The following is a 15,959-nucleotide window of genomic DNA, read 5'->3' as shown; positions in this document are numbered from 1 at the left end:
CGGTAAGAATACCGTCGCCACCGTCGTAGGTCACACCTTCAACCGTTAGGTTGTCACCTTCAATGTCTGTCGCACCAGAAAGGAGGTCAGCGTCGGTGAATACAAGAGTTCCGTCTTCCTCGATTTCAAACGTTTTATCTTCAGGAACAGGCGCGTCATTAATCGGGCGTACCGTTAAATCAATTGCGCTGCTAATCGTTTCTTGGCCGTCACTGATGTCGAAAGTAAGGTCAAGTTCACCATTAAAATCAGCTGAAGGAACAACGGTGAAAGTACCATCACCATTGTCTTGAACTGTTGCATCATCACCAACTTGAACGTTAGAAGCAACAAGCTCGTCCCCATCCACATCACTTGCGTATTCGAGTAATTGTTCTTGAGTGAATGTTATGGAGCCATCTTCATCCATGATGTAAGCCAGATCTTGTTCAGCTTCTGGCGTATCATTTTCACTTTCCACTTTGATTTTAAACGTTTCGCTTACCGTTTCAGAATCAAAGTCATCCTCTACTTCGCTAATGGTCTCTTCGTCAGAAGCTTGAACATCAACTGCAAACGTCTCTTCTACTGTTTGTGAATCTAGCTCATCACCAACTTGTTGGTCACCCGACTCTGAAGATGTCGCACTCGGCGCTGCTGAAGTACGCGCAGCTTGGCCTTGTTCTTCATTACCTTCAGCGTCTACACCACCTGTCGCAGCCTCTGCGATATCACCACCTACAGCTTGTGCGCCCGCTCCAGCACCGCCACCACTGCCAGCAGCATTGTCCGAGCCAGCTTCCGAAGCCGCACCACCGACTACATTGGATTGAGCTGCATCAGAATCTCCATCGCTTTCTGGCGTCTCTTCTTGAACAGCCGCACCAGAAGCCGACGCATCTTCAGCATTACCTGCGCCACTCGGATTGTCTTCTAAAGCCTGATTAACCTCGTCGGCCGCATCCGTGTTTTCAGCACCCGTCGCTATTGTCGACGCAATCGTATTTTGTTGATTTTGTTGATTCTGCTGTTGGGAGGGCGTACCCGCGTCGTTCGTGTCCGTTTGTTCTACCGCGTCATTGAGATCTTCATTTTGGTTGTTTTGGTTATTTTCGCCTGCCATTACAGCCTCCGTTGCTACTAGCTAACTGATCGTATTTAGAGGCATTAAAGGACACCATTTTGAAAAACCAAGTTTTTATACAACATTTTTCATATTTTTCTTTTTATACATAAAGAATCAAAAAAAATTTGAAAACTACCTTTAAACATCCTTAGTTATTGTGATTAAAGCAATTACGGCGGTGGAATGATGATAGACATGACGAGTTTGCTGCGTTCAATCGACAACAACCACAAAGGGCTTCAATTGCTACTAGGCGATTTTTATAAGGACTTTTCAGACGCAGCGATCAACATAGAGACGCTCCATAAAAGTGACCGTTTTGATGAACTCAACAACTACTCAAAGAGATTAAAGACCATCTTAACTTTACTGTGTGATCAAGACTTGCCACCCAAAATGGCCAAATTGGAACATTTGAGTAAGCACGAATTCCCTGCACCTGAAGATCTTTTAGAGGATGTAAAAACTGAATTGCACAACGTCAATCGACAAATCAATCACTTGTTGGACATTAAGGAAGTAATAGATGACAAGTCATCGAGGTAGTCATGAGCAATAACCAAATAGAACATCACCTCAGAAAAGCACTCGTTTCCAATAACGAGGCTTCTAAGGTCACAGCTGATGACACTATTGTGCTTGCTAGTGCCATGACCAGCGTTCACAAAACGTTGCTCATTATATTCTTGCTCGCTTTGGTCGCTATTGCGGTGGCGTCACAAGCACGTATCGATATTGTTGTTTCTGTACGTGGCGAACTGCTATTGGAATCGGATGTTGAGAAAGTTCAGCATTTAGAAGGCGGGATATTAGAAGAATTGTTAGTCAGAAAAGGGGAAGTCGTTTATGAGGGCCAACCTATCGCTCGAATACGCTCACTTGACCGTAACACTCAACTTGATACCGTCAATACTGAAATTATTCAGATAGAGCTCGATAAGATTCGTTATGAAAGCTTACGCGACATGATAGAGCCTAACTTCGACGCTTTCATTGAGAAATACCCTGAGCAAGTTCAGGTCAACATGAATACCTGGAGACAAGAATTCTCTAAAAACCGTTCAAATGAAGAACTCATTACACACGATATTAAGCACAAGAACTCGTTGATCAGTTCAATGTTAAAGCGTCGCAAAAGTTCAGAGAATCAACTCTCTCTGATACGTAAGCAGCTCAACATCAAAAACACCCTCTATAAAGAAGAGATGGCGTCTTATGTCGACGTTCTTAACATGAAAGTACAAGAGTCGAATATGGTGCGTGAGATTGAGAACCTTGACGAATCTGTGATGAATGAGCGTTTCCAACTCGACAAACTGGAAAAGCAACACCGTGACTTGGTTGAGAATCGAAACTCTGAGTACCAAGCACAAATCATTCAAGCGAACAAAGACCTCAAGCTAAAGCGAATCTTACAACCGCAGCATTCCGACAAGGTTGATCGCCTAGTCGTCTACTCGCCAGTCGATGGTGTGGTCGATAAACTTCACTTCAATTTCCGTTCTGCTGTGATTCCGCCAGGAGAAAGTATCGCCGATATTGCCCCAATAAATAATTCGTTACACGGTGAAGCGAAGATCCCACGTAAAGACATGGGATTTGTCGAAATTGGTCAGGCAGTGAAAGTAAAAATGGATACCTATAACTTTGCAAAATACGGGTTTGTTGAGGGAACCATCGCCTCAATCAGCCGTTCATCATACGAAGAAGAAGACGCTGAATTCTATTTAGCTGAGATTGAAATTGACCGAAACTTTCTTGAACGAGGAGGCACTCAATACAAGTTATCACCTTACATGGAGTTTACCGCTGATGTGAAAACAGGCTCGCGTCGCGTGATCGAATACGCTGCGAAACCGGTGATGTCAGCCATCGAGGATGCTTTCGATGAGAGATAATCAATGAGCGGTAAACCTTCGTACAATATTTCCATACCCGCCCTACGTCTAAGCATACTATTTAGCGTGGTATTGGCTGCGCTCGCTTTCTATTTATACTTTTCTTGGTCAAAAATAGATTCAGTCGCACAAGTGCAAAGCGCCCCACTGCTCATACAAGCCCAGAAGCTTAATCAGACCATAGAACAAGATATTCAAACTCTGCAACAATGTTTAAGTACCAACACTTGCGGCACTAACGAATTCAACCTGGTTAACTTGAAGCTTGAAATTGATGAATTTCGCTCTTTAGCCTCGTTGAACAAAACCGAGTTCAGCTTGGTTGGGGCAACTGAATACACACAACTGGAATTGGCGATTAATCGTTTCTCCGATAGCGCAAAAACACGTAACGACGTATTAGGCTTGTACCTTTCATTGACCAATAACTATCTGCAGATGGACGACAACTATCGCACCATGTTTAACAACCATGCAAATGACTTAATGTCAGAAAAAAACGAGTTCTTTATCTGGTTGTTTATGGTGGTCGTGATATTGGCTGTGATTACGATTCTATCCAACTCAGTTGCTATGTTGAAGCTAAAGAAATCCAGTTCTAACGAACGCGAAATCGACTATGAATTCGATGCCCTGTATCAAGAGCTGAAGCAGCTAGATTTACAACGTCTTGAAGAGCTTCTTAATGAAGTTAGCATCAACCCCAAGCAGCGTCAGATTTACTCTCATCTCAAACTTATTTTCAGTAAATTAGAAGACCAAAAGCGCAATAACGATCTCTACAAACAGTTGTATGCGCTGATCGGTTATGAGATTCGCGGAATTACAAACACCATCAACGGTGGTGTCCAATATCTGGTTCAAGAAACCGATGAAAACGGCGTGTTGATGGCGAACGATATTACCTCTGCGTGTAGCACACTATCTGAGTTAGCAGAAAACTATAATCGCTTGATATCACAGGGGACGGAAAGCAAGTCGAAAGAGTTCTCTTTACTGAGCGTGTTATCTGAATTAATGATTCATATCAGTGCCAAAGTACAACGTAATGAAAGCCAACTTGACTGTTTTATCTCTGACAACTTACCGAATCGTGTTGCAGGCCAATCCACCAGCTTATTCTGGATACTGTTCCTTCAACTTTCTAACGCTATTCAACTCAAATCAAATAAGAAACTGTTTGTAACGATTGAATCGGGTGCGGCTTCAGACATGGAAAATACCCGTGTCACCATCAACCTCAACTTCTTATCAACACTGGATGTTTCTGTTGCCAAGCTCAACAAACTCCATTGGAGCGCACACAAAGACCATACAGCCAGCACAGATGACTTAGCGAAAAGCGTTCTGAAGGATTACGGATATTACGAGAGCCACTGGTTCCAGTCAGGGGCTCAGGAACGTTTTCAGATCGAGCTTGATCTTAAGGCTAAGAACTTCCACACAGAGAAAACTCGCTTTGATGGCAAGCGTTTACTCTTGTGTGCTAATACTCAAGTTCGCATCGATGTGATGAAGAAAATGCTCAGTAACTTGGGGCTTGATATCACCGAGATTCGCACTGCAAATGAGCTTTTCTCAGCGGCGAAAACGTTCGGTGATTACGATGCGATAATGTTGACTGATACCTTTGAACCCAACAAGCTGCCGTCGTTGAGCAAGACGGTGAAATCTCAGCTTAAGAACCACCCAAATACCAAGTTACTGTTGTCAGTGACCAACACTCAGCAAGCACAAGAGTGTCATAGCTTCGTCGACAAAATCATCAACGCTCCTGCTATCCCTTACGAGTTCATTCCAAACCTACTCACCATTATGGAAGCGGAAGCATCGGAAGAACAGATGGAAAACAGCTCATTCCTTATCGTAGAGGATGACCGAGTTCAACAAATTTTACTGAAACGAATCTTGACCAAACAAGAATATGAACCAGACATGGTTGGCGATGGCGCCGATGCCGTGAAGCACTTTATGAACAAGCGTTCTGACATCATCTTCATGGATTGCATCATGCCGGGTATGGGTGGCATCGAAGCCACAAAACGCATTCGCCAATTCGAACAAGAAAACGAGAAAAACCCTTGTACCATCATAGGTGCAACCGCATTGACCAGCAGTAACGAACACCAGGCTTGTATTGAGGCCGGAATGGATTACGTAATCAGCAAACCTTATAAAAGCGACCAAATCATCAAGGTGATCAACAAGTATGTGGCGGTACAAAAACTTAACTAGCAGCATCATAGCTGCGCTTACATTAAGCACGACACCTTCAGCATCGGCGACTACCCTGCTTGAAGCGGTAGAGCTCGGCCTGCAAAACAGCCTGTCTCTTCGCGCTAGTGATAAGGGCGTGGAAGAAAACGAGTACAACATTGGTATCAGCCGCTCAAAATTTCTTCCTTCCCTCAATGGTGCTGCCGATACCACATGGAATGAAAATGAAACCTTGCTATCAAGTGTGCCTGATGAAACTTCAAGCTATAACTCGAACAGCTACAGCCTTTCCCTTTCTCAATCGATCTTCAATCTGGGCGATATTTTCAAATATGGGACGGCAAAGCTCGACTTCAACATTGAAGAGATTAAACACGAGAACAAAATCCAAAGCACTATTTCAGAAATCGGCTCTCAATACTTTGAGTATTTGAAAAACAACGCACAAATTAAAGCGACCAAGGTAGAGCTTAAATCGTCCGAAACGCGTGAACATCAAATGCGACGCAATGTGGAACTCGGCAATACAGCCGCCAGTGAGCTTTACGAAGTGATTGCTCAGAAAGAAGGTGTGTCGAATCGATTGAGAACCTTGCAGAAAGACCGTCGCGTCATTCTCAACGGGCTATCGATTCAGATTCAATACCCTATCACTCCGTCTCAAGATATCTACGAAAGTGTGCCTTTAAAAGAGATAAACGAAACCGAACAACGATCAATCATGGATCAAGCGTTAAAGCTCAACAACGACTTGTTAGTGGCTAAGAAAAACGTCGAGAGAAGCCGCAGAAGCTTAAAAGAGAGCGGTTCGAACTTCTTACCGACAGTATCGCTTTCAGCCAGCTATCGACACGATGACGCCAATAACTTCGACAAAACCGACATTACAGCGACAGGCGAAAGTAACTCAACCAGTGTTGGGTTAAACCTAGCAGTTCCTATCTTGTCTGGTGGCTCTGATTACTACGGCTATCAAAAATCATCGACGGCCATCGAACGTACTGAGCTGCTTTACCAAGATTCGCTTTACACCACACGTAACAGTGTGAATACCTCCGTGCTCAACATTAACGATTTCTCGCAATCTATAAGCAGTTACGAAAACATCATTCGCGCCAACTACGCGTCTTATAAAGGGATCCAAAGAGCCTACCAATTAGGCACGCGTACCATCACCGACTTGCTGGCGGCGGAAAGTAAGCTGTTCAGCGCGTTAAGAGACTATGAAAGCGCACGATACGACTACATCATCGAGACCATCAAGCTTGAGCAAATTAAGGGAATACTCTCAATTCAATCTATCGAAAGCGTGATGCAATTAATGAGTGATATTGAAGGTCGCGACAATCAAGATTTGGTGCCAAAACATCTTCTCTCAACGGAGTCATTGAGAAAAGGAGGTCACAATGCAAACTGAGCAGTTTTCGCAAAAGATCAACATGGCAGATAAGTGTTATCTGACTTTCTCAACGATAATATCGACCCTGTTTGGTTTGGTACTGCCCTTCTCTATTCTGATCATTTTTGACCGAGTGTTACCCAACCAAGCACAAGATACGCTGTTCTTATTGTTCGCGATTATTTTGATTTCCATCTTCCTCGACTACCACTTAAAAAGTCAGGAAGAGAAGATATCTTCCGTTATCATGAGGCAGTTTGAAACCAACCTAACCAACAAGGTATTCCAATCCATCTGTTTGGCGGAAATATCTAAATTCCGTCGTTTGGAACCAGGCGAATACCTAGAACGAATCTCAACCATTCCTGAACTTAAGACCTTCTTTGGTGGAGAATCGGTTCGAGCGCTTATCAACCTTGCTGTTAGCGTGATTACTATACTTATCATCGGTCTCATTAACATATGGGCTGGTATCACCCTTCTAATTGCCTCGGCTGTCTTAGCGATTTTCGCTTGGAGTCTTTCCAAACAGAAAATTGGTAGCTTGCAGAATAAGTCAGACATCGAAGGGTTAACTACCTCCAAAATCATTGAGATCATCTCTAGCCCGCTTGATATTAAAGCGCGAAACATGGAGTACCGCGTTGAAAGCCTGATGACACAAATGGTCGAAGAGCGTGAAGTGGAGAACATCAAATATGAGCAAATCGAGTCGAACTTTGGCTTGATTTTGGCGCTCATCCAACAGCTATCCATTGCTTGCGTTGTTGTGGTCTTGGCGACTGCCGTAATCAATATGGAATCGAGTCAAGGCATCATGGCCGCGATCATCATGCTAACCAACCGTTACTTTGCGCCATATCAACAGGTAATGAGAACCGCGAGCCGCTGGGAGTTAAACAAACTCCATATCCAACGTATCGCTGACCTCCTTGAATTGGCCGCCTCTGTTGAACACCAACATGAAACAACAGAAGTTGAACGTATTTCGGTTAAGTATTCTGAAAAGCAGCGTATCGAGTTCGAACTCGGACAAGCCTATTTGCTGACAGGGAAAAGTGGTTCAGGTAAGACCCACCTCGCTAACTGTATTACGCGTCAGAACAGTGATAGCAAACTCGATATCATGATTAACGACACGCCTTTGGATGACGTCAATTACAACGTTTGGCGTAACAGTGTTCTGATGGTTGATAAGACCAGTTCGTTCGTAGAAGGGACGATTATCGATAACCTGACCTGTTTCCGACCAAGCTTGAATAACACGGCGTTTGCACTGTGTGAAACCATGAACATCAAAGCGCAAATTGATGGGCTTCCTGCCGGGTTTTATACAGAACTCAAAGGCCATATGCGTAACCCATTCTCTCGCCAAGTTGGCTACGCCTTATTATTAGTTCGTGCCCTGCTCGCCAGTAAGCGTGTATTGATATTCGATGACATCGATTGTGTCTTTGATGAGGAATTTGCGAGAGTCGTTCTCACCAGTACGGCTTATCGCGCCAATGACAAAATATTGATCATCGCCAGCAATAAAATGGACAAACTTAATCACCGCCTCAAACGCGTAAAACTTACCGGAGGTGACCAATGAGTATCCTAGTCGACTTCAATAATGTGCCGCAACGTGTCTTGGATTTTGAATCTAGTGGATACGACGAACGTTACAGTCAATCGCCACTTATTCGTGGTTTGGCCTACACCCTGATAGCACTCGAATGGGAAGGCACACCCGCAATACTCAGCGATGCTTTTATTCCAAAACCCAAAGATGGCGACAGCTTTACAGCAACCATAGAGCGCCTTGGATATCGCTGTGATGTTACTAAACTAAAGACACTCGAGAATATCGATAAGCACCCACACCCATGCTTTATTGAAATAGAGAATCTAAGTGCGATTTTCTTAGGCACCAAAGATGGAAAGTTGCTGCTGTTTGATTACACGAACAACAACACCATTGAATACCCAATGTGCAAAAAGCCCTGTTTGCTGATTGCGATTAGCGAATATTCTCGTCTGTTCCGCGAGCCACCTCCGGAATCGCAAGACAGAAGCAATTGGATTAAATACGCTTTCTATCGTTATAACAATGAACTTAAAAGCCTGATCATTCTCAGCTTCGTCATCAGTATTCTCGGTGCATTGCAGCCATTCTTTATTATGAGTGTATATAACTTCGCACTGACTTCGAGCTCCGAAGCCACACTCTATTGGCTAACCTTATTCGCCATTATTGTCGGCTTCTCTGAATACTTCTTTAAGAAAATGCGGGTCAACATCATTGCCACTTCCGGTAAAGACCTCGCCGTGCACATCTCGCAAGCCGTTATATCTAAGCTGCTGTGGCTACCTTATGCGATGACATCTACAGCTGGGGTCTCTTCTCAGTTAGCGCGTTTGAAAGATATCGATACCTTCCGACGCTTGGTGACCGCAGAATCAACGCTTAGCTATTTTGATATGCCGTTTGTGATTGTATTTATCATCGCCATTGCTCTGATGTCTGGTACAGCGGCATTGGTGGTGATGGGCGGCTTAATACTGATGTTAGTGTTCTGTATTTACTCGCGCTATATCTACTCGCAAGCCACATCCAAAAGTTCGCGTGCCAATGCGATGGTTTCGTATCAATGGAATGAAATTCTTCGTGGTATCAAGACTATCCAAGGCCTGCCTTTACTTCGTGTCGTTCAATCTCGATTCAGCGCATCGCATATGCAAAGCACCAGCGATGCAGAGAACGTTGCCGTAACGAACAGTAAGATTCAGGCCGCTGGCGGTAGTTTGATCCAAGTGATTGGCACAGCAAGTATCGTGACTGCAGTTATTGGCGTGATGGAAGGTACTTCTGATGCGGGTGCCATGCTCGCGACCGTTATTCTGGTTTGGAAAGCGTTAGGCCCAATCATGGGTATCTATAACTCAATTTCCAAGTTCCAGTCGATCAAAGCTTCGTCCGCACAGATCAACAATTTAATGTCGATGAATGACGACAAATTAACCTTAGAGAAAAGCCCGCCTATTCGCCTGTTCCAAGGCAGCATCGTGGGCAGCGGTGTCAGTCACCGATACGCGGGAGCAGCAACCGGCTTAACTAACTTGGGGTTCAAAATCCCACCCAGTGCAAAAGTGGTCATTTGTGGCCCAACGGGCTGCGGCAAAACCACCTTAATTTCAATCATTGCTGGGTTAGAAGACCGCTATCAAGGCGCAGTCTCTGTCGATGGTTACAACATTAAACAGTTCAATAGCTACCGTTATCGCACCTCGATTAACTACATCCCTTTTAATTTGCATATTTTTGAAGGCTCACTCGAGACCAACTTCATTTTACACAACGGACTGATTCCAACAGACAAGATGCAAGAGATGATCAGCTTCTTCGAATTAGATGAATGGCTTCCGGAAGGCTTGGCTACTCAGTTAAGCGTGGATAAATGCAAAAGTCTCCCGAATGGAATTCAACAAAAATTGCGTCTGGCACTCGGCTTAGGTAACTGTGAGCAATCTCTGATTATTATTGATGAACCGTTCAACGGTGCAGAGCAAGAAAACGCTCAATACTTTAATCGCCTGTTCTCCGATAAATTGTTGAATAAGACCGTGATTTTTTCGACTAACGACCCTGGTTTGATCGCAACATCAAACATGAGTTTAGTGTTAGAGCCGGATGGAAATTTGAAATATTTTGGCTTAACAGACAAATACTTAAACAGCTTAAGCTAAAACCTCAACGCTTAATCACAATTCGCTATTTAGGGCAATGGATATAATTGACAAATTCATAAACGAGAGGGATGATTCGCCCCAATACCACAGGTAACAAGGAAGAATATGTACACATTCGTTGCAGACAAGCTTGATGTAGCTTACTTATCCGCAATTCCTGAAAACCACCAACTTCAGGAGTGCGATGTACCTGAAGAAGAGATGGAGCTTCGAGAGATCGTTGAGGTTTGGTATGAGTCTGCCTTCCTACCCGCTTTCAATCTTCAGAAAATAGACATTGAGAACAAAGCAGAGCTCACCATCGTACAAATGCACGTATTCAGCAATGATACGAGCACACTCGCCTTCCTACTAAAAAACAGAGTGTATCGCGCCGCACTTAACAGAATGCTCGGTATTTGGACATTAGAACCCTCTGCAAAAACCGTATTAGAGCAACTTCTTTTCGAATTAAGCCTCGATAACAATCGTCCTCATTAGTAAGCTTTTTAAGTGATTCATCAATAAGCATAAAATTAAACAAACTGCCAAACGCTATAAATTACTAATAAAAGAACGCATTTCAAAATAAGCTCTGGAATCACAAGAACTTATACCTCTCCCACACTTACGTAAAATTTACCGTTTCAAAGTTTCCATATCGGCATTTTTATTCTACTGTTTTTATATAACGACAGTTGGATGGATCCTTATATGGCGATTACGGTTTGGAATAACCTTTCAGTCAAACATAAACTCTTTGGCTTAGTTCTACTTCCCATTTCATTATTACTCTTCCTAGCAGGTAGACAGGCTTATATATTAACGACTCAGTTAACCGATTTTGAACGAACCAATCAGTTATCTGTCTATCTTCAAGATATTTCTATTTTGTATAGAAGTACCTTAGCCTCTAGCCCTGAAGAGTTTGCTACTCAAAGCAACCAAGTAAAGGCAGAACTTAAAAACCTGTCTCCCATCATTTTTTTAGACGCATCTGGTGAAATGAATCAACTTGTTGCCGATTTCAGCGAAGCGACCTTATCGACGATGCAAGTGACTGACACTTACGATAAATTGGATGCCCTCGAATGGCAGAGCGATTTATACAAGCAACTGTTACTTGAAGTAGAGAAAGTCCCTTTTGAAAACACTAAACGTGAAATTCAACAGCACCTCACTGCCCTTCAACAACTTGAGTGGTTGATGTTTTGGTCGAACGAAGAGTTCAAGCTTGGTAGTTCACTGATTGAGATCTTCCAAATCAGCCAAGAGTACGACCCAGAACTCGCCGAACAGATCAAAACCTTGAGTGAAAGACAGCAATTGTTCTTAGAGCGCTTTGTTTCATTGAACGCCAACGAACATCAAGTTTCTTTGATGGTTGAAGTGTTTCGAAATGATGTGTTTGCTCAAAGCCAAGAGATAAGAAGCGCGCTACTCGACCTAAATACAATCAGCCAACTGACGCCACAAGAAGTGTCTGTCGGCTTAGAAGCGATGAGCGCACGGCTCAACTTATTACAAAGCCTTGGCGGCGTAATCAAGCAAGAGTTTCAACAAGAAGTTGAGCAAGCCATCTATGACGCGCAAATACAACGAACCCTGTTTATTTCAATCGTCGCTTTGCTGGCAGCGATTGTTATGGGTTTAACTCTTAGCTTGGCGAGACAGGTCACTAACAACCTTAATTTGGTGTTAGCTTTCTTAAAAAGCGAAAATGATGACACGCGCCCTTCTTTAGATAAATTAATCCAAGGTAAAGATGAACTCAGTCTGTTTGCTCAGCAAGTTGAACGATTGACCATCGAACGAGAGCTCGCGAAAGAGAGATTGACGGTAGCAAAAGAAGACGCAGAGAGAGCCAAAGAGGATGCCGAACACGCGAAAGACAACGCAATACAAGCCAGCAAAGCAAAAAGTAGCTTCTTGGCCAACATGTCTCATGAAATTCGCACCCCGCTCAATGGTGTTATTGGTATTTCGGAAATCCTCGCAGATACGCCGCTTACACCGACACAACGTGACTATGTTGATACGATCGAAACTTCATCCCAACTGCTCCTTAGCTTAATCAACGATATCTTAGACTTCTCTAAAATTGAGTCTGGCATGCTATTAATCAGCCCGCATTCTGCATCGATTAGAGAGTCGATATACGACATCGCCTCTATTGTGGCACCAAAAGCGAAAGAACAAAGAATATCGATTAACGTTGATATCAGCCCAGATACACCAGCACGCGTGATGATAGACGATCACCGTTTAAGACAGATCTTGATGAACTTTATGTCGAATGCGGTGAAGTTTACGGCTGAAGGTGGCGTCACATTATCAATTCAAACGCTCAACAAAGCAGATAACAATGCCACTATTCGATTTGCTGTACGAGACACGGGTATTGGTATCGATTCACTGCAACAAAAACAGATATTTGAACCGTTCGCTCAAGAAGACGATTCAACCACACGTCAATTTGGTGGTACTGGTCTTGGTCTAGCCATCAGTACACAGTTGGTAGAGCTGATGGGTGGTCAAATTCAACTCGACTCCGTCAAAGGTGAAGGAAGCTGTTTCTACTTCGACTTGGTATTGCCTGTTGACTTGATACTGCCAAAACCAAGTACAGCAACGGCTGATATTTATGTGCTGGGTAACGAAAACATGCTCTCCGAGCGAATCGAGTCCGACCTTAACCTTTATGGTTTGAAGGTTACCGATAAAACGAATGATATAACGGCAATTACAGAGCAGCTCTCCACTCAAAAACACACTAAACCTATTACTGTTGTTTTCGCCGAAGATGACGCATTCCTAGCTAATACCCACGCAGATAACTTAGAAAAGCTGCACCAAAACGGCATCACTATCTGTTTGATACGTTCCTTCTTAAGTGAGCCAGCGGATCTTGGTGACAGCGTTACTGCACAAGTCGCACAGCCCCTACTCGGCTTGCGTTTAATTAAAGCTATTGAGCTTTGTGATACTCGAGGTTTGGCGGAACTATCAGAAGCAAGCCAGACATCAGTCGAGATCCAACACAAAATCCTCATCGTTGAAGACAACAAGATCAACCAAAAAATTGCTGGTCTTCATGTCGGTAAAAGTGGTTTTGAATTCGAGTTCGCTAATAATGGTCAAGAAGCTGTGGACATGTTCACCGCTAATCCTCATTACGCGGCGATACTCATGGACTGCATGATGCCGGTTATGGATGGCTTTGATGCAACAAGCAACATCCGAAGAATTGAAAAAGAAACGGAAGCGACGCGACGCATCCCTATCATTGCATTGACCGCCAGTGTCATCGATGACGATATTCAGAGGTGTTTCGACGTTGGTATGGATGACTATGTACCAAAACCATTCAAGTTCGAAATGCTTAAAGAGAAAGTACTCACCGCGGTAGAAGCTATGCCACTACCAGCTTCCTTTAAAGCTCAACCTAAGAAACAACCTGCAACTGTCACTCCAATTATCAACGGGGCTGCGACCAAACGTACTTTGCCTGAAGAAGCGGAACAAAACGCAATTCCGAGCAAATCAGAGAGAATCTTGCTAGTCGAAGACAACCGCGTCAATCAAAAAGTAGCTTCTATCATGCTGAAGAAGGCCGGATATGCCTTTGAAATTGCAGACAACGGACAAATTGCCGTTGATATGTACCAGAACGACAGTAGCTTCGACATTATTTTGATGGATTGCATGATGCCTGTTATGGACGGTTTCACGGCAACTAAGGAGATTCGAGAACACGAGAAAAACCAAGGCTTAAGCAAAACTCCTATTATCGCGTTAACCGCCAGTGTTATCGATGATGATATTCAAAAGTGCTTTGATTCCGGAATGGATGGATACGTAGCGAAGCCCGTAAGAAAAGAAAAGCTATTCCATCAAATAGAAAGTGCGACTTGTTAGGAGATACCTCATGGATTGGATTAGAACAATAAAAACACTTCCCCGCAGAGTCATGTTGCCAGTCGCGGTAGGGCTATTAGGAAGCTTGCTTTTTCTAAGCCCTGCTCACGCCGCTGAAGATTATGCCATATTTTCTTTAGACTCCGGGTTTGAAGAGATATCAATAAACAAAGCGCGAAAGCTCTATAGAGGGAAAACTAAGCACCTCAATGGCAAACGTGTTGAACTGTCTGATTGGCCTGAGAACAGTGCCGAAAGAGAGGACTTTTATCAGCTTTTGCTTGGAAAAAATGCCGCTCAAATGAATGCACACTGGGCTGGTTTATCTTTTTCAGGAAAAGCGCGTTATCCAAGAGAAATCAAAACGGCGTCAACCGACAGCTTAGTCGACTGGCTTGATGACAAACCAAACCGTATTGGTTACTCCCCACTCTCTTCGGTTCCTCAAAATGCCAACGTTCTCTACGTTATAAGTTCGGAGAAATAATATGAAAAGAATAATTACGTCAGTGTTATGTGCCTCAATGGCCTCTCCGGCTTTTGCGAATATCGAACTTACCGATAATTTATCCTTGAGTGGCTTTGGCTCAACGTCTTGGGCAACATCGGATAACGATAATCCATTAATCATCAACCGCGGTTTTACTGATGAGAGCTGTTACGACTGTGATACCACATTTGGTGTTCAACTCGATTACTTCTACAACTCATTCAAAGCTTCCGTGCAAGTTGTCAAGCCACCCCAATATGATTGGAGTGAGCCGCAGCTAGAGTGGGCTTACTTAGGTTATGAATTTAATGACTTTGATGTCAGCATTGGTCGATTACGACTACCATTATTCCTTGCCTCTGAGTACTACTATGTAGGCCAAGCCTATATGACCGCGAGGCCACCTACAGAGGTGTATAACAGCGTTCTCGGAATCACAGCTTTCAATGGCATAAAAGTGAGCTGGACTCACGATGTCAGTGACGAAGCTACTCTTTTACTTACTCCGTTTATCGGCATAAAAGATAAAAATGACGTAGATTTCAACTCGACTACAAAACTGGAATTTGAAACCAACCGAATGTTCGGTGCCAATCTTCAATTGAGCGGTGAAAACTATCGTTGGAACTTGTCATTCCTCGACTCCAATTTTGATCAAACCGTTTCTGGCACGATTACAATCCCTGGGACTTCGATAACAGCTCCATTCAGTAGCAAACAAGACAACCAACACATTCAACTTTGGTCATTAGGAGCAGAATACGAACTGGGTCAATTTGTTTTGACAAGTGAAGGACAGATCAGTGACATCTCGTCCTCGATGTACGCTAGTTTGGGCTACAGACTAGATTTATTCACTCCATACGTCGTTTACGGAGCAGAGTTTGATTCTCACGAACACCTAACAGGAAACAGCTACCTAATTGGTGTGGATTACGATGTGTTACCTAACGTCTCCATCAATGGCGAAGTGCAATATTTTGAGGCTCGTAAAGCAAACGGTGCCTTTGTTGAGAATTTCAACGCACTTACTGGTTTTGATGACAAAGATGCCGTCCTTTATACCATCATGTTGAGTTTCGTCTTCTAACCCAAAATTAGACAATCACCATTAAATAAAAGCCCAAGGTTGAACTGACCCCCAATAGTTGGACACCAATTATTGGGTAATGCCGTTCACTTAAGAGTGAACGGCATTTTTGTTCTTAGCATACCGTTGTG

11 protein-coding genes are annotated in these 15,959 nt (G+C 43.5%); 10 read left to right on the top strand and 1 reads right to left on the bottom strand.

All coding sequences use genetic code 11. The annotated features are described in order from the left end of the window. A partial coding sequence (locus tag AB6E52_RS21510) for a cadherin-like domain-containing protein (protein WP_372189975.1) occupies nucleotides 1-1,102 on the bottom strand: 1,102 nt, incomplete at its 3' end. Between the two features lie 186 nt (nucleotides 1,103-1,288). Here AB6E52_RS21510 and AB6E52_RS21505 point away from each other — a divergent pair. From AB6E52_RS21505 to AB6E52_RS21460, 10 genes are all read left to right on the top strand, one after another. Further along, nucleotides 1,289-1,651 (top strand): hypothetical protein, encoded by a 363-nt coding sequence (locus AB6E52_RS21505; protein WP_016793662.1) that lies wholly within the window; start codon nucleotides 1,289-1,291, stop codon nucleotides 1,649-1,651. A gap of 2 nt (nucleotides 1,652-1,653) precedes the next feature. Further along, the gene (locus AB6E52_RS21500) at nucleotides 1,654-3,003 is read left to right on the top strand and encodes an HlyD family type I secretion periplasmic adaptor subunit (RefSeq protein WP_017060459.1); all 1,350 of its coding nucleotides are present in this window, start codon (nucleotides 1,654-1,656) and stop codon (nucleotides 3,001-3,003) included. A 3-nt stretch (nucleotides 3,004-3,006) separates the two neighbouring features. Then, nucleotides 3,007-5,238: a response regulator gene (locus tag AB6E52_RS21495; protein ID WP_029235405.1), complete on the top strand. Its 2,232-nt coding sequence runs from the start codon at nucleotides 3,007-3,009 to the stop codon at nucleotides 5,236-5,238. Next, nucleotides 5,213-6,637, top strand: a complete 1,425-nt coding sequence (locus AB6E52_RS21490) for a TolC family protein (RefSeq protein ID WP_017069471.1) — start codon at nucleotides 5,213-5,215, stop codon at nucleotides 6,635-6,637. Before AB6E52_RS21495 ends, AB6E52_RS21490 begins: the two co-directional genes overlap by 26 nt. Next, nucleotides 6,627-8,213, top strand: a complete 1,587-nt coding sequence (locus AB6E52_RS21485) for an ABC transporter transmembrane domain-containing protein (protein ID WP_052879653.1) — start codon at nucleotides 6,627-6,629, stop codon at nucleotides 8,211-8,213. Before AB6E52_RS21490 ends, AB6E52_RS21485 begins: the two co-directional genes overlap by 11 nt. Then, on the top strand, nucleotides 8,210-10,348 hold the full coding sequence (locus AB6E52_RS21480; protein ID WP_102321118.1) for an ATP-binding cassette domain-containing protein: 2,139 nt from the start codon (nucleotides 8,210-8,212) through the stop codon (nucleotides 10,346-10,348). The genes AB6E52_RS21485 and AB6E52_RS21480 overlap by 4 nt, the downstream gene beginning before the upstream one ends. Nucleotides 10,349-10,456: 108 nt before the next feature. Next, entirely contained in the window at nucleotides 10,457-10,831 is a 375-nt protein-coding gene (locus tag AB6E52_RS21475) for a hypothetical protein (RefSeq protein WP_017060464.1), read from the top strand. Nucleotides 10,832-11,044: 213 nt separating this feature from the next. Continuing rightward, nucleotides 11,045-14,248 carry a response regulator gene (locus AB6E52_RS21470; protein ID WP_102321119.1) on the top strand — a complete coding sequence of 1,068 codons (3,204 nt, stop codon included), beginning with the start codon at nucleotides 11,045-11,047 and terminating at the stop codon, nucleotides 14,246-14,248. Between the two features lie 10 nt (nucleotides 14,249-14,258). Then, nucleotides 14,259-14,735 (top strand): hypothetical protein, encoded by a 477-nt coding sequence (locus tag AB6E52_RS21465; protein WP_017060466.1) that lies wholly within the window; start codon nucleotides 14,259-14,261, stop codon nucleotides 14,733-14,735. Nucleotide 14,736: 1 nt separating this feature from the next. Next, entirely contained in the window at nucleotides 14,737-15,828 is a 1,092-nt protein-coding gene (locus tag AB6E52_RS21460; RefSeq protein WP_102321120.1) for a porin, read from the top strand. Nucleotides 15,829-15,959: the final 131 nt, after the last annotated feature.

The organism is Vibrio sp. 10N.247.311.13 (assembly GCF_041467595.1).
In the GTDB taxonomy this organism is placed as follows: domain Bacteria; phylum Pseudomonadota; class Gammaproteobacteria; order Enterobacterales; family Vibrionaceae; genus Vibrio; species Vibrio crassostreae_C.
The sequence above is the reverse complement of the archived record's forward strand: the minus strand, read 5'-3'. Positions and strand labels throughout refer to the sequence as shown.